Source organism: Nitrincola salilacus (assembly GCF_046271865.1).
Classification (GTDB): Bacteria; Pseudomonadota; Gammaproteobacteria; order Pseudomonadales; family Balneatricaceae; genus Nitrincola; species Nitrincola salilacus.
The window spans coordinates 4,105,675-4,130,376 of the sequence record NZ_CP176580.1; the positions used below are offsets into that span (position 1 = coordinate 4,105,675).

Genomic DNA, 24,702 nt, shown 5'->3' on the forward strand with positions numbered 1-24,702 from the left:
CTACTATGACATTTGAATACCTGCGCCAGTCGCTATTTTTCTTTCGACAGCATCTGACAACACTGGCCATGATCCAGATCCCTTTTCTGCTGGCACTGGCGGTGCTGCGCCTGACACTGACCGGTCGCCCCGATGCTGAAAGTGATCTGGTCCACGCCTCCTTGATAGGTATGCTGCTGGAAATGCTGGTGCTGCCTCTATACTGGGGCGCCACCATCTTTTATCTGCAGTCCGTAATAGATGATCGTCCATTGAAACCCATCAATGCGATCCTGCAGGGTATCAGTAGCTGGGGCAGGCTTCTGCTGACCTATATTCTGAATGCAATCGCAGTGGCGATAGGGCTGATGCTGATGATTATTCCGGGTGTCTATGTCGGCATCCGCTTCGCCTTCGCAGACTATGTCTGCGTACTGGAAAAGCAAGGACCGGGAAACTCCCTTAAACGCAGCTGGGAACAGACTGATGGCTATTTCTGGGTATTGTTGCAAGGCCTGGTGATTCTCTTCGGCTCGCTTTTCATGCTCGGCATGTTGGTAAACACCCTGTTCGGCCCCACTTCGCTTATCAGCACTCTACTGTCAGTGGGAATTGAGTTTGGTGGTGCATTGATCACTATTTTTGGTTTTCGCGTCTATTGTGCCATGCGAGATGAGCAGTCATCACACCCAGCTCGCATCAATGATGAGATTGATGAAGACTAGTCAAAAAAAAACCGGCAAATGCCGGTTTTTTTTCGGATTCAGATTCAACCGGCGACGGTTTCGTCTTCTTCCATATCTTTCATGGACAGCTTGATACGGCCACGGACATCCACATCCAGAACCTTGACCTTAACCACATCACCCAGCTTGATATAATCAGTGACGGCTTTCACACGCTCATTGGCGATCTGTGAAATATGCACCAGGCCATCTTTACCCGGCAGGATGTTAACGAAGGCACCAAACTCTTCAAGACGAACCACTTCGCCTTCGTAGATGCGACCAACCTCAGCTTCTGCTGTGATCGCCTTGACGCGATCAATCGCCGCTTTAGCTGAAAGCTTGTTGTCTGCATAGATGCGAACGGTACCATCATCTTCAATATCGATGGTCGCACCGGTCTCTTCACACAGAGCACGAATGGTAGCACCACCTTTACCGATCAGATCACGGATCTTCTCAGGATTCACCTTCAGCTGAGTCATGGCTGGGGCATTCTCAGGCAGCTCAGGACGAGTGTAACCAATTACCTTGGCCATCTCTCTGAGGATATGCTGACGTGCGTCCAGCGCCTGACCCAGTGCGATCTCCATGATCTCTTCGGTGATACCGGTGATTTTGATATCCATCTGCAGAGCAGTGATACCTTTCTCTGTACCGGCAACCTTGAAGTCCATATCACCCAGGTGATCTTCATCACCCAGAATATCGGTCAGAACTGCAAAACGCTCACCTTCCTTGACCAGACCCATCGCGATACCGGCAACAGGTGCCTTGATAGGCACACCGGCATCCATCAGCGCCAGAGAGGCACCACAGACGCTGGCCATGGAGCTCGAGCCATTGGATTCAGTGATCTCGGAAACAACACGAATGGTGTACGGGAACTCATCGGCAGACGGCAGCATCGCCTGCACGCCACGACGCGCCAGACGACCATGACCGATCTCACGACGCCCAGGTCCCATCATGCGACCAGCTTCACCTACGGAGTAGGATGGGAAGTTGTACTGCAGCATGAAGTTGTCTTTACGCTCGCCTTCGATGGCATCAATGATCTGCATGTCGCGGGTAGTACCCAGCGTACAGGTCACAATCGCCTGAGTCTCACCACGCGTGAACAAGGATGAACCATGCACACTCTTGAGGATATCGATCTCGACGTCGATCGGACGAACCGTTTTCGTATCACGGCCATCAATACGTGGCTGATTATCCAGAATACGGTTACGAACAGTATCTTTCTCGATTGAGCCGAAAGCTTTTTTGATCTGTTCAGCAGTTGGAGCAGCCTCGTCACCAGTGGCCAGTGCAGCGACAACCTCATCACGAAGTCCGCGCACTGTATCCTGACGCAGCGCCTTGTCAGCAACCTGATAAGCATCGCTCAGACGTGTACCCAGCAGTGCAGTGATCTGCCCGCTCAGCGCTTCGTCCTTCGCAACAGGCTGCCAATCCCAGGTAGGTTTAGCGGCAGTTGCAGCCAGCTCATTGATCGCCTGAATAACGACCTGCATCTCCTGATGTGCAAACAGAACAGCACCCAGCATCTCGTCTTCGGTCAGCTCTTTGGCTTCTGACTCAACCATCAGAACCGCATCAGACGTACCGGCAACCACCATGTCCAGTTCAGACTCAGCCAGCTCAGCATAGCTCGGGTTCAGAATATAGCCCTGTGCCTCAGTGAAGCCTACACGCGCCGCGCCGACAGGCCCCTGGAAGGGAATGCCGGAGATAGCCAGAGCGGCAGAAGTGCCGATCAGCGCCGCGATATCCGGATCATTAGCCTTGTCTGCTGACATTACCTGGCAGACAACCTGCACTTCATTCATGAAACCTTTTGGAAACAGCGGGCGAATCGGACGGTCGATCAGACGAGACGTCAGGGTTTCTTTTTCAGTCGGACGCGCTTCACGCTTGAAGAAGCCACCAGGGATACGCCCTACAGCGTAGTACCTTTCCTGATAGTGAACTGCCAGCGGGAAGAAACCCTGCCCTTCTTTGGCTTCCTTGACACCAACAACGGTACACAGCACCTGAGTTTTCTCATCGATGGTGACCATGACGGCGCCGGTTGCCTGACGTGCTACCCTGCCTGTTTCCAGGGTGACGGTATGTTTGCCGTATTGAAATGTTTTGGTAATCGCTTGCACGATTGACTCCTTCAGTTGGTACTGAAGCAACGCCCGGTGCGAGACAAATCATTCCACTCTTTTGCCAGTACTCAGTTGCAGGCTTTTGCAAACACGCAATTGAGTACGGGCCGGATGATTGACACGCTGATTCCAGGTGCAGCTACAATGGGTTTCAGATAGAACTGAGGCCATACAATGTATGGCCTCAGGTATTACACTAACTTAGCGGCGCAGACCCAGACGGGCAATCAGCTCCAGGTAACGGTCGGCATCTTTATGCTTCAGATAATCCAACAGTTTACGGCGCTGGTTAACCATGCGAATCAGACCACGACGTGAATGGTGATCCTGCTTGTTGATCTTGAAGTGGCTCTGCAGCCCTTCAATGTTCGCAGTCAGAAGTGCAACCTGCACCTCAGGGGAACCTGTATCACCAGTTCCACGGCCAAATGAAGCTACGATTTCAGCTTTCTTTTCAACAGTTAATGCCACTTTTACTCTCCTTAACAATATGCACGCGATCATTAATCGCTGGTTTAAAGTCGCGCTGTACCGGGCATATTTCCAGAACAGCGTCAGAATACAGTGCAGATTGCATTGTATTCGTTTAACAGGGTGGCTATACGTCAGCGGTATTGATCAGCCTTCTGGCTTTCAATACACCCTCCGCATCAACCTCTCCCAAACCCAGAAAACGTCTGGATGTTCGTTCAAACAGCCGCAGTTGCTGCCCTGGCTCAAGGCCTTCAAGCCGGCAACTCTGACCGAAAAGTAATCTTTGCGCATCCTGCTCATCCAGCTCGCAAGCGGGCAGATGATCAATGGCGCTCCAGGGTGGTAATAATAACCCATCCAGATAATCTTGTATGCCCCTATCATCCGTAGGTTCAGCCAGTTTATCGACTTCCGCCTGCAGCTCTTCAAAGGTCCGCATCATACCGCTGTCATAGGAGCCGGTACTGATGCGATGAAGATGCAAAACATGCGCTCCACAACCAAGTAACTGGCCCAGATCATCCACAATCGTGCGGATGTAGGTCCCCTTTGAACAGGCTATCTCAATATCCAGCTCATCTCCCCGAATAGCGATCAGACGGCTCTCACGAATAGTGACACGACGGGGCTTGACCTCGACCTGAACACCTTTACGCGCCAGCTTGTAAAGCGGCTGGCCGTTGTGTTTGAGGGCAGAGTAGATAGGCGGAACTTGCTCTATCTCTCCCAGAAAATGCTCAGCCAGAAGCTTTTCAACCAGTGCCTGATCAATTGCATCCGAGACAGGTTTGACCTCTGTCGCCTCACCTTCTGCATCACAGGTATCCGTGCGTACACCCAGTTTAGCCGTGGTCAGATAACGTTTGTCCGCATCCAGTAGAAACTGCGAGAACTTGGTCGCCTCACCCAGACAGATCGGCAGCATGCCAGTTGCCAGTGGGTCAAGCGCTCCGGTGTGGCCGGCCTTGGCAGCGCCGAACAGACGCTTAACACGCTGCAGGGCACCGTTAGAGCTGACACCGGCCGGTTTATTAAGCAAAAAGACGCCGTCGATGCGGCGTCCTTTGAGTTTAGCAGCCAAGTGCTACTCCTTTTCTTCGGTAGAGTCCTGCTCGCCCGGTTCAAGCGCCTGTTCCTGCCGATAAGCCTTCTCAATCAGGCTGTGCAGACGACGTCCCCGGTCTACGCTCTCATCAAAATGAAAACGCAGCTGCGGCATGACCCGCAGCTTGATGCTGCGGGACAGTTCTTTGCGCAGAAAACCAGCTGCATTATTCAACACAGCCACCGACTCACTCACCACTTCGGACTCATCCTGATCCCCAAGCGGCAAGACCGTCAGATAGATATCGGAGTAGCCAAGATCCTTACTGACCTTGACATAGCTGATAGTCACCATGCCAAGGCGTGGGTCTTTGATCTCCCGCTGCAGCAGCATGGCCAGATCACGCTGGATCTGGTCGGCTATTCTGTCAGTTCTTTTAAAATCTCGTGCCATACAACCCCGTTACAGACTACGCTGTACCTCTATGGTATCGAAGACCTCAATCTGGTCTCCAACCTTAACATCGTTATAGTTCTTCACCCCGATGCCACACTCCATGCCCTGACGGACTTCGGCAACCACATCTTTGAAGCGGCGCAGGGATTCCAGCTCGCCTTCGTAAACCACCACGTTATCACGCAGTACGCGAATACGCTTGTTACGATGGACAGTGCCTTCGATTACCATACAGCCAGCAACCAGACCCAGTTTTGGAGAGCGGAAGACATCACGAACTTCAGCAATACCAACAATCTCTTCACGATACTCTGGCGAAAGCAGACCAGTCATCGCCTGCTTAACATCATTGATAATGTCGTAAATGATGCTGTAGTAGCGCATCTCGAGCTCTTCACGCTCAACAATTGCCTTAGCCTGATTATCCGCACGGACGTTAAAGCCGATCAGGATAGCGGAAGAGGCTACTGCCAGGTTCGCATCCGTTTCACCGAAGCCACCAATACCACTGGCAACGATGTTGACCTTGACCTCATCAGTCGACAAATCCTCAAGCGCCTGAGTAAGCGCCTCAAGAGAGCCGCGGACGTCCGCCTTCAGTACGATATTGAGTGACTTGACCTCACCCGCCTGCATATTGGCAAACAGGTTCTCCAGCTTGCTCTTCTGCTGACGCGCCAGTTTGACCTCACGGTATTTACCCTGACGGAACAGAGCCACTTCACGCGCTTTCTTCTCGGAAGAAACCACTGTGAACTCATCACCCGCATTAGGTGTACCATCCAGACCGAGAATCTCAACCGGAATTGACGGGCCTGCCTCATCGACCGGACGACCAGCTTCATCCAACATTGCACGTACACGGCCATGATGGAAACCAGCCAGTACAATATCACCCTTACGCAGAGTGCCGTTCTGAACCAGCAGTGTAGACACCGAACCGCGACCCTTATCAAGACGTGACTCAACAACAACACCCTGAGCCGGAACATCATTCTTGGCCTTGAGTTCCAGCACTTCAGCCTGCAACAGAATCGCTTCCAGCAGCTGATCGATACCTTCACCGGTTTTCGCCGATACAGGTACAAACTGAACGTCGCCACCCCACTCTTCGGAGATGACATCGCGCTGAGACAACTCATTACGCACACGATCCAGATCAGCTTCAGGCTTATCGATCTTGTTGACTGCAACTACGATCGGAACACCACCAGCTTTGGCATGCTGAATAGCTTCTTCAGTCTGAGGCATCACACCATCATCTGCAGCAACAACCAGCACGACGATATCAGTCAGCTTGGCACCACGAGCACGCATCGCCGTAAAGGCAGCGTGACCCGGTGTATCCAGGAAGGTCACCATGCCATTTTCTGTTTCGACATGATAAGCACCGATATGCTGTGTAATACCACCGGACTCACCCGCAGCCACTTTGGCCTTACGAATATAATCCAACAGCGAGGTCTTACCATGGTCGACGTGACCCATGACAGTAACGACCGGAGCACGATCAGTCTCTTCACCCTCGAACTGGAGCATGCTTTCCATCAGCGCATCTTCAACAGCATTTTCCTGCAGCGCTTTCGGCTTATGCCCCATCTCTTCAACCACCAGCATGGCGGTATCCTGATCCAGCACCTGGTTGATGGTAGCCATGGCTCCCATCTTGAACATCACCTTGATAACTTCCGCAGCCTTGACTGACATTTTCTTCGCCAGATCAGCAACTGTGATGCTCTCAGGAACAGTGACCTCATGTACAACCGGCGCTGTCGGTTTTTCGAAACCATGCTGGTTCTGAGCCCCTCTGCCACCGCGTGCTGATCCTTTCTTACCGCCACGACCACGACGCGCGCCTCGCGCATCGTCATCATCACCTTTACGTACAAAAGCAGGTTTACCACGGCGCGGAGCGTCATCTTTCTCGGTACGACCGCCGCGACGTTCCGCCTCTTTCTGACGCGGAGCTTTGGCCCGGGCGGGTACTTTTTTATCTTCGCCATCTGCCGCAGGTGCTGAAGGTGCTGAAGGTGCAACTACATCAGTTGACACAACTGATGCCTTTGCGGTTTCAGCGGTTTCTGCTTTCGCTTCGGGTGCAGATTTCTGATCGGACTGAGCAACTGCATCAGAGGGAGCGTTAACAGCTTCCGACTGATTCGGCACATCAGACGCCTGTACAACCGGAGTATCAACGACTGCCTGAGCATCAACGACTGCCTGACTCTGCTCTTCAGCAGGCTGCTCAGTCTCTTCCAGGTCTGTACGCTTGACATAAGTACGCTTCTTGCGAACTTCGATATTGACGGTCTTACGCTTACCGGATGCACCTGATACCTTCAACTGCGAAGTCGTCTTACGCTTGAGCGTAATCTTCTTCGGCTCAGCTGAGTCTCCATCCTGACCGTGCGAACGCTTCAGATAAGACAGCAAAGACTGCCTTTCCACTTCCGTCACATCGGATACTTCTGATTTACCTTGAATACCTGCATCTTGCATCTGCTTGAGCAAACGCTCAACGGATACACCAACCACATCGGCAAGCTGCTTAACGGTGACTTCTGCCATAAATGGGTTCCCCTTCTCCGTTGACTTTACTGTTCGTCGGCGAACCAAGGTGCACGCGCGGTCATAATCAACTGCGCAGCACGCTCTTCGTCGAGCCCTTCAATATCCACAAGATCATCGACAGACTGTTCTGCGAGATCTTCCATAGTAACCACGCCCTGAGCGGCCAGCTGAAAAGCAAGCGCACGATCCATGCCATCCATCTCCAGCAGATCATCTGCCGGTTGGGCATCACCAAGCTGCTCTTCACTGGCAATCGCCAGGTTCAACAAAGCATCCTTTGCACGAGCACGGAGCGTTTCAACCAGATCTTCATCGAAATCTTCGATTTCCAGCATCTCATCGACCGGTACGTAAGCTACCTCTTCCAAAGAGGTAAAGCCCTCATCAACCAGAATAGCTGCAAGATCCTCATCGATATCCAGATACTTGATGAAGTTCTCAACTACGCCGCCAACTTCAGATTGTTGCTTCGCTTCGGCTTCAGCTTCACTCATGACATTGAGATTCCAGCCGGTCAGTTCGCTGGCCAGCTTGACATTCTGACCGTTACGACCGATAGCCATTGCCAGCGCTTCTTCAGCAACAGCAACATCCATCGAATGACTGTCTTCATCAATAACGATTGACGCCACTTCTGCAGGTGCCATGGCATTGATCACGAGTTGCGCTGCATTATCATCCCAGAGGATGATATCGACACGTTCGCCACCCAGCTCGGTGGATACAGCCTGCACACGTGAACCACGCATGCCGACACAAGCGCCGACAGGATCAATACGACCATCATTGGTTTTAACGGCAATCTTGGCTCTGATACCAGGCTCACGCGCTGCTGCACGTATCTCGATAACCTCTTCAGAGATCTCCGGGACCTCCAGACGGAAAAGCTCAACCAGCATTTCCGAACTGGTGCGACTCAAAATCAACTGAGGACCACGTCCTTCGCTTCTGACTTCAACCAGCACCGCACGGACTCGATCACCCATGCGGAAGCTTTCACGCCCGATCAGGTGTTCACGTGCAAGCAGCGCTTCAGCGTTGTTACCGAGGTCTATGATAACACTATCTCGTGTCACTTTTTTAACCGTACCGGCAACCAACTCACCGACGCGATCTTTATACTGTTCCACAACCTTGGCACGTTCAGCTTCTCGCACCTTCTGAACAATAACCTGCTTGGCAGTCTGGGCAGCAATACGCCCAAACACTACAGAATCAATCTTTTCTTCATGTATATCGCCTGGCTGAAGCGCTGAATCTATATCATGCGCTTCCTGTAACGTCAGCTCTGTTCCCAGCTCAGCCACCTGGTCATTGTCCACCACCTTCCAGCGACGGAAAGTATCATAATCCCCCGTTAAACGGTCGATGGACACGCGAATATCCGCCTCTTCGTCGTAGCGCTTTTTAGTTGCCGTTGCCAATGCCACTTCAATAGCTTCAAAGATGACACCCTTGGGTACATCTTTCTCATTGGAAACCGCTTCAGCAACCAGAAGAATCTCTTTATTCATACCACTGCCTCGCCTGAAAACATCTGTAATTTTTTACACCTGGGGCACTACATTGGCGCGATCTATATAGTCAATCGGCAGCACATACTCTTCGCTGTCGATCACAAGAAGTATCTCGTCACCCTCAACGCCATTGAGGAGCCCCTTGAATTTGCGCCTGCCATCAAATGGCACGCGCAATCGAATATTAATTATGTGTCCCACATAAGCCTTGAACTGCTCAAGAGTAAACAGCGGGCGGTCCATACCCGGCGATGATACCTCAAGAAAATAGTGCTCTTTAATCGGATCTTCCACATCCATGACTGCACTGACCTGATGACTGACCGCAGCACAATCATCAACCGTGATGCCATTCGGACTTTCAATAAAAATCCGCAGCGTACTGTTCTTTCCTGCTGCATGATACTCGATCCCCCACAGATCGAACCCCAGAGAGGTCACTGTAGGAGAGATCAGATCTTCAAGCTGTTTCAGCTTTACTGACACGTATTACCTCGCCTGACTGCTGCCCAAACAAAAAATGGGTCACTACCGGACCCATTTCTGACAAGCATATAGCCTTGTTTTATGTACGAAAAAGCCCCTGAAAAGGGGCTCTTTCAACAACACAATGGTTGGTAGCGGGGGCTGGATTTGAACCAACGACCTTCGGGTTATGAGCCCGACGAGCTACCAGACTGCTCCACCCCGCATCAGAAACAGGTGCAATATTGTATATAACACCCGCCCGGTTTACAACTTGGTGCCGAAGGCCGGACTCGAACCGGCACGAGCTATGCTCACCACCCCCTCAAGATGGCGTGTCTACCAATTTCACCACTTCGGCTAAACTTTAAAACTCTTTCTACTGAGCTGTAGGGATATCGCTATCATTTGAGCGCTGCACTTCCAGCGCTGGCAACTCTTCAACTCGCTCTGCCGCAGACTCAATGAGAGTTGCAGAAGGGATACCCGCATCAAAAACGCTACTTGCCCTCTCCTTGGCAAAAAAAGCCAGACCAAAACTTGTTGCGAACAAAATCGCCGCAAAAAGCGCAGTTAGTTTACCCAGAAAATTTCCTGAGCCTCGGCTTCCAAATACTGTTTGCGACGCGCCACCCCCGAAGGAGGCTCCCGCTTCAGCACCCTTGCCCTGCTGAAGCAGAACAAGTGCGATGATTGCTGCCGCCAGCAACACATGTACAACCAGAATGACTGTTTCCATTATCTCAACCAACCGCAGCCAGATCTGCCGACGCACGGCAGATTGCCAAAAATTCTTCAGCCTTCAAAGAGGCCCCACCTACCAAACCACCGTCAATATCAGGCTGAGCAAATATCGACTCAGCATTCGTGGCATTGACGCTGCCACCGTAAAGAATTCTCATTTTTTGAGCCGAATCTTTACCAGCAAACTCTGCGACCACCGCCCTTATCATGGCATGCACTTCTTGCGCCTGATCCGGCGATGCAGTCAAACCAGTACCAATAGCCCATACCGGCTCATAGGCTACAACAACTTTGCTCAATGCATCAACAGAGAGGGTAGATAAAGCACTTACCACCTGACTGGATACAACTTCAACAAGCTTACCAGCCTGTCTTTGCTCAAGCGTCTCACCGACACATAAAACAGGATTCAGACCCGCATCAAGTGCAGCAAGCAACTTTGCAGCGACCACCTCTTCTGTTTCACCGTATCTTGCACGACGTTCAGAGTGTCCTATAAGAACCCATGAGCAACCTGCATCCTGAAACATTTGAGCTGAACATTCGCCAGTATAAGCGCCATCGGCTTTTTCTGATGAAACATTCTGAGCGCCAAGCTCTATAAGCGATCCTGCCAACCTCTGTCGAACATCTGCCAGATAAACAGCGGGAGGACATACAACTATATCAACTACGCCTGCGCCCGCCTGCTCAGCACCGGATACCAAAGCGCTGATCAGCTGCTCATTTGCCGATCTGCGTCCATTCATTTTCCAGTTTGCTGCTACCAGAGCTTTTCGCATTCGCTCGCCCTCTCAAAAGAGGCGCAAATCTTAACTGAGTGCACCTCAAGATACAAGTGTAGAAAGCGCTTTTTCTACATCTTCAGACAGTTCCTGACACAGACTGCGTACCAGCTCACCATCTTCACCTTCCACCATGACCCGAATCAACGGCTCAGTACCTGACGGGCGCAATAATACGCGCCCACTTGCAGCAAGAACACCTTCAACCCGACGAACTGCAGCATCTATCTCGGCATTTCCAGCCAGCGATACATCCCTGGGTGTCCTGACATTGATCATCACCTGGGGCAGTTTCTGCATACCCTGCCTCAATTCAGACAAGGACAGCTCCGAATCTTTCATTGCCTTGAGTACCTGCAAGGCAGCAATGATGCCATCTCCTGTTGTTGTCAGATGCCCGCAAACGATATGACCTGAACCCTCCCCTCCCAGCACCCAGCCACGGTCAGCAAGCTGCTCCATGACATAACGATCACCGACACGCGCCCTGACAAATGGAATGTCTGCCCGAGCAAACGCCTGCTCCAGACCATAGTTCGACATCAAGGTGCCGACAACACCTCCAGAGAGCAGCCCCTGCGATTTCATGGCATTAGCGATGATAAAGAGAATCTCATCTCCATCGACGGTTTCACCCCGATGATCAACCATAATCAGACGATCACCATCACCATCCAGAGCAACACCGAGATCAGCCCCTTCGGCCAGAACAACCTTCTGCAAGCGCTTCACATCTGTTGCACCACAGGACTCGTTGATGTTGACACCATCAGGTGCAGAGGCAATCTCAATGACCTGCGCACCCAGCTCCTCGAATACATTCGGGGCAACGTGATAGGTCGCACCATTGGCACAGTCGAGCACAATGCGCATGCCTCGCAAGCTGAGATGGCCCGAAATTGTCCCCTTACAGAACTCAATATAGCGTCCTGCGGCATCATCTATGCGCCAGGCTTTACCCAGCTCTGCAGATGAAACACAGCTCATATCTGACTGTAGCTGTTCTTCAATAGCTAATTCGACCGCATCTGGCAACTTGGTCCCGGCAGCGGAAAAAAACTTGATTCCATTATCCTGGAAAGGATTATGTGAGGCACTGATGACTATTCCCGCTTCCGCCCTGAAAGTACGCGTCAGATAAGCAATCGCAGGCGTAGGCATAGGCCCGGTTAACATGACATCAACTCCAGCAGCCGAAAGCCCCGCCTCCAGCGCCGATTCAAACATATATCCAGAAATCCGCGTATCTTTACCAATAACGATTTTGCTGCGTCCACCACGTGCGAAAACACAACCTGCAGCCCACCCCAGCTTAAGCATGAAATCAGGGGTTATCGGATAAAGGCCCACCTCACCACGTATGCCATCCGTGCCAAAAAAAGCTTTTGTCATACCGAATCCTCTTTAACATCACGGACCGCCCGCAAGACCTTTAATGCATCAACCGTCTCGACCACATCATGTACACGAATAATCATTGCCCCAGCCTGAGCTGCCAACAGGGCCGCCGCAACACTTGCCGCAAGACGCTGCTCGACCGGTTGCCCGGTTATACCGCCAAGCATACTTTTGCGAGACAGGCCGGCCAGCACCGGATAGCCAAGCGCTACCACCTCCTGCAGTTGCTGCAAGAGGTATAGATTATGCTGCAGGCTTTTTCCAAAACCAAAACCCGGATCAAGCAATATTTTATCCCTATCAATACCAGCCTGAATACAATGCTCCGTCTGCTGTATCAGAAAATCACACACTTCACTGACAACGTTGGCATAAGCCGGGGCAAGCTGCATGGTGGCAGGACTACCCTGCATATGCATAAGACAAACCGACAACCCCGTCTCTGCAGCGGCCTGAAGCGCCCCTTCCATGCCCAGTGAACGGACATCATTAATCATCCCCGCCCCCAGACTCGCGGCTTCACGCATAATCTCAGGTCGACTGGTATCTACCGATACAATTACATCCAATTCACGCCCGATACGCTCCACCATTGGCAGCACGCGATCTTGCTCCTCCTGCAGAGATACCGATGCAGCACCCGGGCGAGTAGACTCGCCGCCAACATCGAGAATCGCAGCACCCTGCTCGACCATTTCACAGGCCTGTCGAAACGCGATCTCAAATGCAGGAGCATGATCCTGATAAAAGCGCCCGGCATCAGAAAACGAATCAGGCGTGATATTCAAAACACCCATGACATAGGAAAGGTCAGGATTCCTATCCAGAACCCTTGTGCCACACTGTATTGTATTACGCACTATTCACTCCACAAACGCATGCCCGAAAGCAATATCCCGGTATAAATTCAGAAGCCTGATCCGACCATGTAAAGGTATAACAATAAAAAAGCCGACTCAGGAGCCAGCTTTTCCGCTTATACTATTTGTAAATACTTTTTGCTCAGACCATATATGCAGGCTTCACTACAAAGAGGAAGCCTACTCGCTTCAATGACGATCCGGCCGGATATCAGTCTGACCATCAACAGAGTCATCATCATCGTAATCTGAACCGTCCGCATGGTCAGCATCTCCATCCGAACCCGCATCTCCGCCAGTATCTACATCTTCATCAGCATCAGAAGCTGACTCCTCAGTACGAGCTGATTCAGACGCTGCCTGCTGCTCATTTCGCTCCTGAGCCTCTACCCATCCTTCAGGCGGGGAGACTTCACTGCGCTCCATCAACTCATCAAGCTGCTTGGAGCCGATAGTCTCATACTTCATCAGCGCCTGAGTCATTGATTCCAGAATATCACGATTCTCCTCAAGCAACTGATAAGCCTTGCGGTAACAATCATCAATAATCTGCCTGACCTCTTCATCAATCAGACGCTGAGTGTCTTCAGCTTTGGCTTTTGCTCCACCACCCATACCACGACCAAATGGATCATCATCTTCATCGGCATAAAGCAGCGGCCCCAGCTTTTCACTCAAACCCCACTTAGTCACCATATTTCGCGCAAGAGTCGTTGCGCGCTGGATATCATTGGATGCACCTGTCGTCACACCATCTTTACCCAACGTCATCTCTTCTGCGATACGACCACCATAGAGTGAGCAGATCTGAGAAAGAATACCCTGCTTACTGAAGCTGTAGCGATCCTCAGCCGGCAGGAACATAGTCACGCCCAATGCACGACCACGTGGGATAATTGAAACTTTATAGACAGGATCATGCTCCGGCATCAGACGACCCACGATCGCATGGCCTGATTCATGATACGCAGTATTCAAGCGCTCCTTATAGGACATGACCATGGATTTGCGCTCAGCACCCATCATGATCTTATCCTTGGCCTTTTCGAACTCTTCCATACCGACCGTACGTTTGCTGTTACGCGCCGCAAAGAGTGCAGCCTCATTCACGAGGTTTGCCAGATCCGCACCAGAGAATCCGGGGGTACCACGAGCAATCAGATCAGATCTGACATCCGTACCCAGTGGGACCTTACGCATATGAACTTTAAGTATCTGGTCTCGCCCACGTATATCGGGCAAGCCGACATGAACCTGCCTGTCGAAACGCCCCGGGCGCAGCAACGCTGGGTCCAGAACATCTGGACGGTTAGTGGCCGCAATAACGATAACGCCTTCGGTACCTTCAAAACCATCCATCTCTACCAACAGCTGGTTAAGGGTCTGCTCGCGCTCATCATTACCACCACCCAACCCCACACCACGACTACGACCGACAGCATCTATCTCGTCGATAAAAATAATACAAGGAGAGTGCTTTTTGGCCTGATCAAACATGTCACGCACACGCGACGCACCCACACCGACGAACATCTCGACAAAGTCAGAACCGGAGATACTGAAAAACGGTACCTTTGCCTCACCTGCAATAGCTTTTGCAAGCAGAGTCTTACCGGTGCCGGGAGAACCAGCCATCAACACGCCACGAGGAATATGTCCTCCCAAGCGCTGGAACTTCCCGGGATCCCGCAGGTAATCGACCAGTTCTCTGACCTCTTCTTTAGCCTCTTCAACACCGGCCACATCATCGAATGTGGTTTTAATCTGATCTTCACTCATCATGCGTGCTTTGGACTTACCAAACGACATGGGACCGCCCTTGCCTCCGGCACCGCCCTGCATCTGACGCATGAAAAACATGAAAATAGCGATAATAATCAGAATCGGGAAGGCGGCAACCAGCAACTGAGTCCACAAACTCTGCCCTTCGGGCTGCTTGCCTTCGATCTCGACATTAGCAGCCAACAAGTCATCAATAAGCTTGGGATCCTGAACCGCAGGCCTGATGGTAACAAATGTTTCCCCGGTATTACGCTGACCGCTAATGGTAAAACCATCTATGACGACCTTGGACACGCGGCCGGCCTGCACTTCAGCCACAAACTCCGAGTACTGAAGTTTGCGAGTCTCAGGTTCTGTGCTGAAGTTGTTGAATACTGTCAGCAGGACAGCGGCAATCACCAACCACAACACCAAATTCTTAGCCATATCGTTCAAAGGATCATCCTCAGTTAAAACCATTTCTGTGCCCGCTGTGTCGGCATATTAACACAGCCCTGGCTATCTCCCGACACTTTCAGTCGGCTACTTTATTCAACCCCAAGAGCCTTCAAGAGACTCCATGCTTAAGCCAGAAGCCCACTCGCTTCATGTTACTGCTACGTATCATCAGCATTCGAAGATCAACTCTATCGACTGAACACATCATCAGCAACATCCTGTTACTAAGAAAAATCACTTGTCGCCCCCATGCAGGCAGATATACGACATCAACATACATATTGGGTATCATATCCGGAATTACAAGGGCTCGAATCAATACTCGAGTTCCTGAAGCTTTCGGACATTGGACGTATCGATCACTGAAACGTTCCACAGCGCAGAAACACAAACTGCGACAATCAATCTCAAGGTTGCGCTACTCTGTCAGAGCACAGTCAGGTAAAATACCTTTTTATAAGCAACCGGGGCCTCAGCCCCCACTGATGAGACACACATTCTAGTATGAGCTTGACGCCCGAACAAAAGAAACAGTTCAGAACGATTGGTCATCGCCTTAACCCGATCGTCATGATCGCCGGCAATGGCCTGACTGAAAACATCCAACTGGAAGTTGATCGCGCCCTGGAAGACCATGAGCTGATCAAGGTAAGGTTCACGGTAGGTGACAGGGAGTTGAAGCGCAAGCTGATCAACGAGCTCTGTGAGATCGTCGAAGCCGAAGCCGTTCAGGTCATTGGAAATATTGCACTGGTTTATCGTGCAGCCAAAGACCCTAACCCTAAGCTGTCCAATCTACTGCGTCCTTCCTGATTTGTAACAACTCATGCAACTGTGGCTGTGACCATGAGTACAACAGCTGCTGCGGCAAGAGTTATTACAACGACCTCCAGACTTCTATGAGACCACCCGCCCGCCACTTCGTAAGAAAGGAAGAGCGGGTGGTTTCAATCAGTCAGCCAGGTGCTGAACCCTCAGCAGCTCATACTCTATGACACCAGCCGGTGTTTCAACCGTAATCACATCACCCTCATCCTTGCCGATCAGTGAACGTGCAATAGGTGAGTTGATTGAGATCTTACGCTGTTTGATATCAGACTCATCATCACCGACTATCCGATAGCTGACCTCTTCATCTGTTTCCAGATTCACCAACTCGACTGTAACGCCGAAGATCACCTTTCCGGTATGCGGAATCGACGCGACATCAATAATCTGAGCATGTGAGAGCTTATACTCGATATCTCGAATACGCGCCTCGATAAAACCCTGCTGCTCTCTTGCCGCATGATACTCGGCGTTTTCCTTAAGATCGCCGTGCGCTCGCGCTTCTGCAATGGATGCAATCACCTTAGGGCGCTCAACAGACTTCAGCCTGTCAAGTTCATTGCGCAACGTCTGCTCTCCGGCAACGGTCATAGGTACACGGCTCATGCTGTTACTCCTGCGTGCAGATCCTGCAAGCGCCTTACGATTTTTTCTTCACCGAACTTCAGTGCCTCTGCAATAGCAGCGGCACCGGCAAGTGTTGTGGTATAGGGCACTTTATGCTGCAAGGCAGCACGGCGTATAGCTGCTGAATCAGCTATCGCTTTACGCCCCTCAGTCGTATTGATGACATAGGCGATATCCCCATTTTTCATCAAGTCAACGATATTCGGGCGGCCTTCCATTACTTTATTGACTCGCTCAACCACCAGCCCCTCGCTCTCAAGCAGTGCAGCGGTTCCTGCAGTCGCAATGATACTGAAGCCCAGCCCAACGAGGTCCTGCGCAATACTCACTACAGCTGCCTTATCCACATCGCGGACAGAAATAAAGGCCTTGCCGGGAACAGGCATTCTTTCACCAGCACCCAGTTGAGCCTTCATGAAGGCCTCACCAAAAGTGGTACCAACACCCATTACTTCACCGGTAGACTTCATTTCAGGACCAAGAATGGGATCGACCCCCTGGAACTTATTGAACGGGAAGACAGCCTCCTTGACGCTGAAGAAAGATGGCACTATCTCTTCAGTAAAACCAAGCTCTGTCAGGGTTTTACCCGTCATGACCAAGGCCGCAATTTTAGCTAGCGAAACACCGATACATTTAGATACGAATGGCACCGTACGCGATGCACGCGGGTTGACTTCGATGACATAATTTTCGCCATCCTGATATGCCAGCTGAACGTTCATTAGCCCGACAACACCCAGTTCCAGTGCCATCTTGCGTACCATCTCACGCATTTCATCCTGTACATGCGCGGGCAGGCTATATGGCGGCAATGAACACGCAGAGTCACCTGAGTGAACACCCGCTTGCTCGATATGCTGCATGATTGCGCCTATCACTACGATCTCTCCATCGCAGATAGCATCAATATCCACTTCAACGGCAGCATTCAGGAAGTGATCCAGCAAAACCGGTGCATCATTTGACACCTGAACCGCAGTCTTCATGTACTGGCGGAGCTCAGATTCCTTGTACACGATCTCCATGGCGCGACCACCGAGTACATAAGAAGGCCGCACCACCAGGGGATAGCCGATTTTTTCAGCCGCAATTACCGCCTCTTCAAGGCTACGCACTGTCGCATTTTCAGGCTGCTTAAGACCCAGACGCTGCAGCATCTGCTGAAACTGTTCGCGATCTTCTGCACGATCAATGGCTTCAGGAGACGTGCCGATAATTGGCACCCCAGCCTGTTCGAGCGCGACAGCGAGCTTCAGAGGCGTCTGTCCACCGTACTGCACAATGACACCTTTCGGCTGCTCAACGTGTACAATCTCCAACACATCTTCCAGAGTAATCGACTCAAAATAAAGACGGTCAGAGGTGTCATAGTCTGTTGACACCGTTTCCGGATTACAGTTTACCATGATGGTTTCAAAACCATCTTCCCGCGCAGCAAGAGCGGCGTGAACGCAGCAATAGTCGAACTCAATACCCTGACCTATACGGTTAGGACCACCACCGATAACCATGATTTTATCACGTGAAGAAGGAGCCGATTCGCACTCCTCTTCATAGGTGGAATACATATAAGCAGTATCTGTGGCAAATTCAGCTGCACAGGTATCAACACGCTTGTATACAGGGCGCATACCGAAACCATGACGATACTTGCGAACCTGCTTTTCGCTGATACCGAGCAATGTAGCCAGCCGGGCGTCAGAGAAGCCCTTGCGCTTCAGACGGTACAAGTGATCCTGTGTGACATCAGTCATCGCCATCGTTTGAACCGTTTGCTCTTCAGCAATCAAGTCCTGAATCTGTACCAGGAACCAGGGATCAATACCTGAGTACTTATAAATCTCGTCAACTGACATACCGGCACGGAACGCATCACCAACATACCAGATACGCTCCGCACCTGGTTGCTGCAATTCACGCAGGATATCACTGCGTGCATCTTCCGCATCCAGTTCTATCACAGAATCCAGACCGCAGACGCCCACCTCAAGACCGCGCAATGCTTTTTGCAGGGACTCCTGGAAAGTGCGACCAATAGCCATCACCTCGCCTACAGATTTCATCTGTGTGGTCAGACGATCATTGGCCTGTGGGAATTTTTCAAAGGTGAAGCGCGGAATTTTGGTAACGACATAGTCAATCGCCGGCTCAAAAGATGCCGGAGTACGACCACCGGTAATATCATTCTGCAGTTCATCAAGGGTATAGCCAACCGCCAGTTTTGCAGCCACTTTGGCAATCGGGAAACCTGTTGCTTTGGATGCGAGGGCAGATGAGCGCGATACACGCGGGTTCATCTCGATAACAACCATGCGACCCGTTTCTGGATCGACACCAAACTGCACGTTTGAACCACCTGTTTCAACACCAATCTCACGCAGCACAGCAATCGAGGCATCGCGCATGATCTGGTATTCTTTATCTGTCAGAGTCTGAGCCGGAGCAACCGTGATGCTGTCACCCGTGTGAACACCCATCGCATCAAAGTTTTCGATCGCACAGATGATGATGCAGTTGTCGTTCTTATCACGAACAACTTCCATCTCATACTCTTTCCAACCGATCAGTGATTCATCAATAAGCAACTCACTGGTCGGCGACAGATCCAGTCCACGCTCACAGATCTCGATAAACTCTTCACGATTGTATGCAATCCCTCCACCTGAACCACCCATGGTAAAAGATGGGCGAATGATAGCCGGGAAACCGATGCTATCCATCACCTGAAGAGCCTCTTCCATACTATGCGCAATCGCAGAGCGTGGGCAGGCAAGGCCGATATTCTTCATCGCTTTATCGAAGCGTTCACGATCCTCAGCCTTATCGATGGCATCCTGAGTCGCACCGATAAGCTCTACATCATACTTATCAAGAATGCCTTCACGACTCAGATCAAGAGCGCAGTTCAATGCAGTCTGACCACCCATGGTAGGAAGCACAGCATCAGGGCGCTCCTTCTCGATAATCTTAGCAACCGTGCGCCAGTTTATCGGCTCGATATAGGTCGCATCCGCCATTGATGGATCAGTCATGATCGTGGCTGGATTTGAGTTGACAAGAATAACGCGAAAGCCCTCTTCTTTCAGAGCCTTACAGGCTTGAGCACCTGAATAGTCAAACTCACAAGCCTGACCGATAACGATCGGGCCAGCTCCCAGAATCAGAATACTTTGTATATCTGTACGTTTTGGCATCAGTTTCTAACCAGTTGTCTCTCGTTCACATTCACGCGTTCTTGGCGGCACGCATCAGGTCAATAAAGCGATCAAACAGGGGCGCAACATCGCGCGGTCCCGGACTTGCTTCAGGGTGTCCCTGGAAGCTGAACGCAGCTTTATCTGTTCTTTCAATTCCCTGTAGAGAGTGATCAAACAGAGATTTGTGTGTTGCACGCAGATTATCAGGCAAGCTGGATTCCGATACGGCAAAGCCATGGTTCTGACTGGTGATCATCACCCTGCCAGTAGCCAGATCCTGCACCGGATGGTTGGCACCATGATGGCCGAACTTCATCTTCTCAGTTGTGGCACCGGATGCCAGAGCGAGCAGCTGATGACCCAGACAGATACCAAACACGGGGATTTCAGTCAGTAGAATGTCGGATATCGCCTTTATTGCATAATCACAGGGCTCTGGGTCGCCTGGACCGTTAGACAAAAAGACGCCATCAGGATTCAGAGCCAACACTTCAGATGCAGGCGTTTGAGCAGGCACAACCGTCAAGCGGCAGCCACGATCAACCAGCATGCGCAGAATGTTCTGCTTCACGCCATAATCAAATGCCACGACATGGAAAGGCAGATCTTCATCTGCACGTTCAGTATGACCTACCCCTAACTCCCAGCTACTGGAACGCCACTGATATGACTCTTTCGAGGAAACCTCTTTCGCAAGATCCATACCCTTGAGGCCAGGAAAAGATCTGGCCAACTCAAGCGCGCGCGCTTCATCGACAGCACCTGCAATGATGCAGCCATTCTGCGCACCTTTTTCGCGCAGGATACGGGTCAGACGACGTGTATCTATGTCAGCAATAGCAACAATATGATTGGCCTTCAGATAGTCAGACAGGGACTGCTCTGAGCGAAAATTGCTGGCCGTAAGAGGCAGGTCACGAATTACAAGACCCGAAACCCAGACCTGCGCTGACTCTGCATCCTCTTGATTCACACCAGTATTCCCGATGTGAGGATAGGTCAGTGTCACAATCTGGCGACAGTAAGATGGATCGGTCAGAATCTCCTGATAGCCCGTCATCGAGGTGTTGAATACCACTTCACCACTTGACTCTCCATCGGCGCCAATCGCAACACCCCTGAATACACTACCATCTTCAAGGGCAAGAATGGCTGGTCGCGTCAATTGAACCTCCCCGCATATGCGCTGCTGTAAACTGATCTGATGTGAATTTTGGTTGCAAAAAAGCGAGACTCGACCTGAGGCCTGCCTCGCTTTCTTATAAAATTCAGGATAATTTGGACAAGACAAAAACGTAGCTGCCAAACCTGCTGTATTCTAGACGATCAACCTTAATCTGTCCAACAGAACAGGATAATAGATCAGCCCTACGCGTCTGGTTACAAACGCAAAAACCCCCGATCTCGAAGAGACCGGGGGCTGCGGTATTAAGTGCCTGGCGATGACCTACTCTCGCATGGGGAGACCCCACACTACCATCGGCGATGACGCGTTTCACTTCTGAGTTCGGTATGGGATCAGGTGGTGCCACGTCTCTATGGTCGCCAGACAAAACTGGAACAACCGGGATCTGAAGTCTGTACTTGATGCGTCTCTTACTACTTGCCGTAATTCTTGTCGTACAACACAAGCTCAATCAGCTGTCTTACAATCAATCTCCAGCATTCAACCAAACGCCTTCGGCGTTATATGGTCAAGCCTCACGAGCCATTAGTACAGGTTAGCTCAACGCCTTACAACGCTTACACACCCTGCCTATCAACGTCCTGGTCTCGGACGGCTCTTCAGGGACCTTAAAGGTCCAGTGAGATCTCATCTTGAAGGGGGCTTCCCGCTTAGATGCTTTCAGCGGTTATCCTGTCCGAACGTAGCTACCCGGCAATGCCACTGGCGTGACAACCGGAACACCAGAGGTTCGTTCACTCCGGTCCTCTCGTACTAGGAGCAACTCTTCTCAAATCTCAAACGCCCACGGCAGATAGGGACCGAACTGTCTCACGACGTTCTAAACCCAGCTCGCGTACCACTTTAAATGGCGAACAGCCATACCCTTGGGACCGGCTTCAGCCCCAGGATGTGATGAGCCGACATCGAGGTGCCAAACACCGCCGTCGATGTGAACTCTTGGGCGGTATCAGCCTGTTATCCCCGGAGTACCTTTTATCCGTTGAGCGATGGCCCTTCCATACAGAACCACCGGATCACTAGAACCTGCTTTCGCACCTGCTCGACGTGTCTGTCTCGCAGTCAAGCACCCTTCTACTCTTGCGCTCATTGGCTGATTTCCGACCAGCCTGAGGGTACCTTCGTGCTCCTCCGTTACTCTTTGGGAGGAGACCGCCCCAGTCAAACTACCCACCACACAATGTCCTCGATCCCGATAAAGGACCTGAGTTAGAACCTCAACAGTACCAGGCTGGTATTTCAAGATTGGCTCCACATGAACTGGCGTCCACGCTTCAAAGCCTCCCAGCTATCCTACACAAGTAATGTCAAAGTCCACTGTGAAGCTATAGTAAAGGTTCACGGGGTCTTTCCGTCTAGCCGCGGGTACGCTGCATCTTCACAGCGAGTTCAATTTCACTGAGTCTCGGGTGGAGACAGTGTGGCCATCGTTACGCCATTCGTGCAGGTCGGAACTTACCCGACAAGGAATTTCGCTACCTTAGGACCGTTATAGTTACGGCCGCCGTTTACTTGGGCTTCGATCAAGAGCTTCGCTTGCGCTAACCCCATCAATTAACCTTCAAGCACCGGGCAGGCGTCACACCCTATACGTCCTCTTTCGAGTTTGCAGAGTGCTGTGTTTTTAATAAACAGTCGCAGCCACCTGGTATCTTCGACCGCCTTCAGCTTACGGAGCAAGTCCTTCACCAAAAGCGGCGTACCTTCTCCCGAAGTTACGGTACCATTTTGCCTAGTTCCTTCACCCGAGTTCTCTCAAGCGCCTGGGTATTCTCAACCTGACCACCTGTGTCGGTTTGGGGTACGGTCGTCTATTACCTGAAGCTTAGAGGCTTTTCCTGGAAGCTGGGCATCAACCACTTCGACTCTAAAGAGTCTCGTCATCAGGTCTCAGCCTTAAGAGAGCGGATTTGCCTGCTCTCTCAGCCTACACCCTTAAACGCGGACTACCATCGCCGCGCTGGCCTAGCCTTCTCCGTCCCCCCATCGCAGTAATAGCCGGTACAGGAATATTAACCTGTTTCCCATCGACTACGCTCTTCAGCCTCGTCTTAGGAGCCGACTCACCCTACCCTGATTAACATTGGATAGGAAACCTTGGTCTTCCGGCGGGGGCGTTTTTCACGCCCCTTGTCGTTACTTATGTCAGCATTCGCACTTGTGATACCTCCACGGTGCCTCCCGGCTTCCGCTTCAACGGCTTACACAACGCTCCTCTACCATGCCTAGATAAATCTAAGCATCCGCAGCTTCGGTATCTGGTTTGAGCCCCGTTAAATCTTCCGCGCAGGCCGACTCGACTAGTGAGCTATTACGCTTTCTTTAAATGATGGCTGCTTCTAAGCCAACATCCTAGCTGTCTGAGCCTTCCCACATCGTTTCCCACTTAACCAGAATTTTGGGACCTTAGCTGGCGGTCTGGGTTGTTTCCCTTTTCACGACGGACGTTAGCACCCGCCGTGTGTCTCCCATGATTGCACTCTTGGGTATTCGGAGTTTGCATCGGGTTGGTAAGTCGGGATGACCCCCTAGCCGAAACAGTGCTCTACCCCCCAAGGTGAGACATGAGGCGCTACCTAAATAGCTTTCGAGGAGAACCAGCTATCTCCGAGCTTGATTAGCCTTTCACTCCGATCCACAGGTCATCCGCTAACTTTTCAACGGTAGTCGGTTCGGTCCTCCAGTTGATGTTACTCAACCTTCAACCTGCCCATGGATAGATCGCCCGGTTTCGGGTCTACTCCCAGCGACTCATTCGCCCTATTAAGACTCGGTTTCCCTACGCCTCCCCTACTCGGTTAAGCTTGCCACTGAAAGTAAGTCGCTGACCCATTATACAAAAGGTACGCAGTCACGGAACCAAGTCCGCTCCCACTGCTTGTACGTACACGGTTTCAGGGTCTATTTCACTCCCCTCACAGGGGTTCTTTTCGCCTTTCCCTCACGGTACTGGTTCACTATCGGTCAGTCAGGAGTATTTAGCCTTGGAGGATGGTCCCCCCATGTTCAGACAGGATATCACGTGTCCCGCCCTACTCGTTTTCACTATAAACAGGTTTTCGTGTACGGGGCTATCACCCTCTACGGCGACACTTTCCAGTGTCTTCCACTAACCCGAATGCAGCTTAAGGGCTGTTCCCCGTTCGCTCGCCACTACTTAGGGAATCTCGGTTGATTTCTTTTCCTCCGGGTACTTAGATGTTTCAGTTCCCCGGGTTCGCCTCTCTAAGCCTATGTATTCAGCTAAGAGATACCTGATAAATCAGGTGGGTTTCCCCATTCGGACATCTTCGGATCAAAGCTTGTTTGCCAGCTCCCCGAAGCTTTTCGCAGGCTACCACGTCCTTCATCGCCTCTGACTGCCAAGGCATCCACCGTGCACGCTTATTCACTTGACCATATAACCCGAAGGCGTCTGTTCAATTGAATGCTTATTACGATTGATTCGCCAATTGGCGCTTGTATT

The 24,702-nt window shown here is 51.3% G+C and carries 17 protein-coding genes, 2 tRNA genes and 2 rRNA genes; 2 read left to right on the plus strand and 19 right to left on the minus strand.

Annotated elements, in window-relative coordinates; translation table 11 throughout:
* Window positions 1-5: 5 nt before the first annotated feature.
* Entirely contained in the window at window positions 6-704 is a 699-nt protein-coding gene (locus tag ACK3CJ_RS18925; protein ID WP_409523756.1) for a YciC family protein, read from the plus strand.
* A gap of 44 nt (window positions 705-748) precedes the next feature.
* Here the strand turns inward: ACK3CJ_RS18925 and pnp are convergent, their stop codons facing one another.
* From pnp to ftsH, 14 genes are all read right to left on the minus strand, one after another.
* Window positions 749-2,857, minus strand: a complete 2,109-nt coding sequence (pnp, locus tag ACK3CJ_RS18930; protein ID WP_409523757.1) for a polyribonucleotide nucleotidyltransferase — start codon at window positions 2,855-2,857, stop codon at window positions 749-751.
* 204 nt (window positions 2,858-3,061) lie between these two features.
* Window positions 3,062-3,331, minus strand: coding sequence for a 30S ribosomal protein S15 (gene rpsO, locus ACK3CJ_RS18935; protein ID WP_409523758.1), 270 nt, complete (start codon window positions 3,329-3,331; stop codon window positions 3,062-3,064).
* 127 nt (window positions 3,332-3,458) lie between these two features.
* Window positions 3,459-4,415 carry a tRNA pseudouridine(55) synthase TruB gene (gene truB, locus ACK3CJ_RS18940; RefSeq protein ID WP_409523759.1) on the minus strand — a complete coding sequence of 319 codons (957 nt, stop codon included), beginning with the start codon at window positions 4,413-4,415 and terminating at the stop codon, window positions 3,459-3,461.
* A gap of 3 nt (window positions 4,416-4,418) precedes the next feature.
* Window positions 4,419-4,832: a 30S ribosome-binding factor RbfA gene (gene rbfA, locus ACK3CJ_RS18945; protein WP_409523760.1), complete on the minus strand. Its 414-nt coding sequence runs from the start codon at window positions 4,830-4,832 to the stop codon at window positions 4,419-4,421.
* 9 nt (window positions 4,833-4,841) lie between these two features.
* Complete coding sequence (gene infB, locus ACK3CJ_RS18950; protein ID WP_409523761.1) at window positions 4,842-7,403, minus strand: translation initiation factor IF-2; 2,562 nt, start codon at window positions 7,401-7,403, stop codon at window positions 4,842-4,844.
* 26 nt (window positions 7,404-7,429) lie between these two features.
* Window positions 7,430-8,920: a transcription termination factor NusA gene (gene nusA, locus ACK3CJ_RS18955; protein WP_409523762.1), complete on the minus strand. Its 1,491-nt coding sequence runs from the start codon at window positions 8,918-8,920 to the stop codon at window positions 7,430-7,432.
* A gap of 33 nt (window positions 8,921-8,953) precedes the next feature.
* Window positions 8,954-9,409, minus strand: coding sequence for a ribosome maturation factor RimP (gene rimP, locus ACK3CJ_RS18960; protein ID WP_409523763.1), 456 nt, complete (start codon window positions 9,407-9,409; stop codon window positions 8,954-8,956).
* Between the two features lie 129 nt (window positions 9,410-9,538).
* Window positions 9,539-9,615, minus strand: a tRNA-Met gene (locus tag ACK3CJ_RS18965).
* A 48-nt stretch (window positions 9,616-9,663) separates the two neighbouring features.
* Window positions 9,664-9,749: transfer RNA gene (locus tag ACK3CJ_RS18970), tRNA-Leu, on the minus strand.
* An 18-nt stretch (window positions 9,750-9,767) separates the two neighbouring features.
* Window positions 9,768-10,127, minus strand: a complete 360-nt coding sequence (gene secG, locus ACK3CJ_RS18975) for a preprotein translocase subunit SecG (protein ID WP_409523764.1) — start codon at window positions 10,125-10,127, stop codon at window positions 9,768-9,770.
* A 4-nt stretch (window positions 10,128-10,131) separates the two neighbouring features.
* Window positions 10,132-10,914 carry a triose-phosphate isomerase gene (gene tpiA, locus ACK3CJ_RS18980; RefSeq protein WP_409523765.1) on the minus strand — a complete coding sequence of 261 codons (783 nt, stop codon included), beginning with the start codon at window positions 10,912-10,914 and terminating at the stop codon, window positions 10,132-10,134.
* Between the two features lie 45 nt (window positions 10,915-10,959).
* Complete coding sequence (gene glmM, locus ACK3CJ_RS18985; protein WP_409523766.1) at window positions 10,960-12,309, minus strand: phosphoglucosamine mutase; 1,350 nt, start codon at window positions 12,307-12,309, stop codon at window positions 10,960-10,962.
* The gene (gene folP, locus ACK3CJ_RS18990) at window positions 12,306-13,175 is read right to left on the minus strand and encodes a dihydropteroate synthase (RefSeq protein WP_409523767.1); all 870 of its coding nucleotides are present in this window, start codon (window positions 13,173-13,175) and stop codon (window positions 12,306-12,308) included. Before folP ends, glmM begins: the two co-directional genes overlap by 4 nt.
* 189 nt (window positions 13,176-13,364) lie before the next feature.
* Complete coding sequence (gene ftsH, locus ACK3CJ_RS18995; RefSeq protein ID WP_409523768.1) at window positions 13,365-15,383, minus strand: ATP-dependent zinc metalloprotease FtsH; 2,019 nt, start codon at window positions 15,381-15,383, stop codon at window positions 13,365-13,367.
* A gap of 516 nt (window positions 15,384-15,899) precedes the next feature.
* Here ftsH and ACK3CJ_RS19000 point away from each other — a divergent pair.
* Complete coding sequence (locus tag ACK3CJ_RS19000) at window positions 15,900-16,208, plus strand: YhbY family RNA-binding protein (RefSeq protein ID WP_409523769.1); 309 nt, start codon at window positions 15,900-15,902, stop codon at window positions 16,206-16,208.
* Between the two features lie 138 nt (window positions 16,209-16,346).
* Here the strand turns inward: ACK3CJ_RS19000 and greA are convergent, their stop codons facing one another.
* From greA to ACK3CJ_RS19025, 5 genes are all read right to left on the minus strand, one after another.
* Window positions 16,347-16,829 carry a transcription elongation factor GreA gene (gene greA / locus ACK3CJ_RS19005; RefSeq protein ID WP_409523770.1) on the minus strand — a complete coding sequence of 161 codons (483 nt, stop codon included), beginning with the start codon at window positions 16,827-16,829 and terminating at the stop codon, window positions 16,347-16,349.
* Window positions 16,826-20,047, minus strand: a complete 3,222-nt coding sequence (gene carB / locus ACK3CJ_RS19010) for a carbamoyl-phosphate synthase large subunit (protein WP_409523771.1) — start codon at window positions 20,045-20,047, stop codon at window positions 16,826-16,828. The genes greA and carB overlap by 4 nt, the downstream gene beginning before the upstream one ends.
* 31 nt (window positions 20,048-20,078) lie before the next feature.
* Window positions 20,079-21,215 (minus strand): glutamine-hydrolyzing carbamoyl-phosphate synthase small subunit, encoded by a 1,137-nt coding sequence (gene carA, locus ACK3CJ_RS19015; RefSeq protein ID WP_409523772.1) that lies wholly within the window; start codon window positions 21,213-21,215, stop codon window positions 20,079-20,081.
* 269 nt (window positions 21,216-21,484) lie between these two features.
* Window positions 21,485-21,600, minus strand: a 5S ribosomal RNA gene (gene rrf / locus ACK3CJ_RS19020).
* A 140-nt stretch (window positions 21,601-21,740) separates the two neighbouring features.
* A 23S ribosomal RNA gene (locus ACK3CJ_RS19025) occupies window positions 21,741-24,634 on the minus strand.
* Window positions 24,635-24,702: the final 68 nt, after the last annotated feature.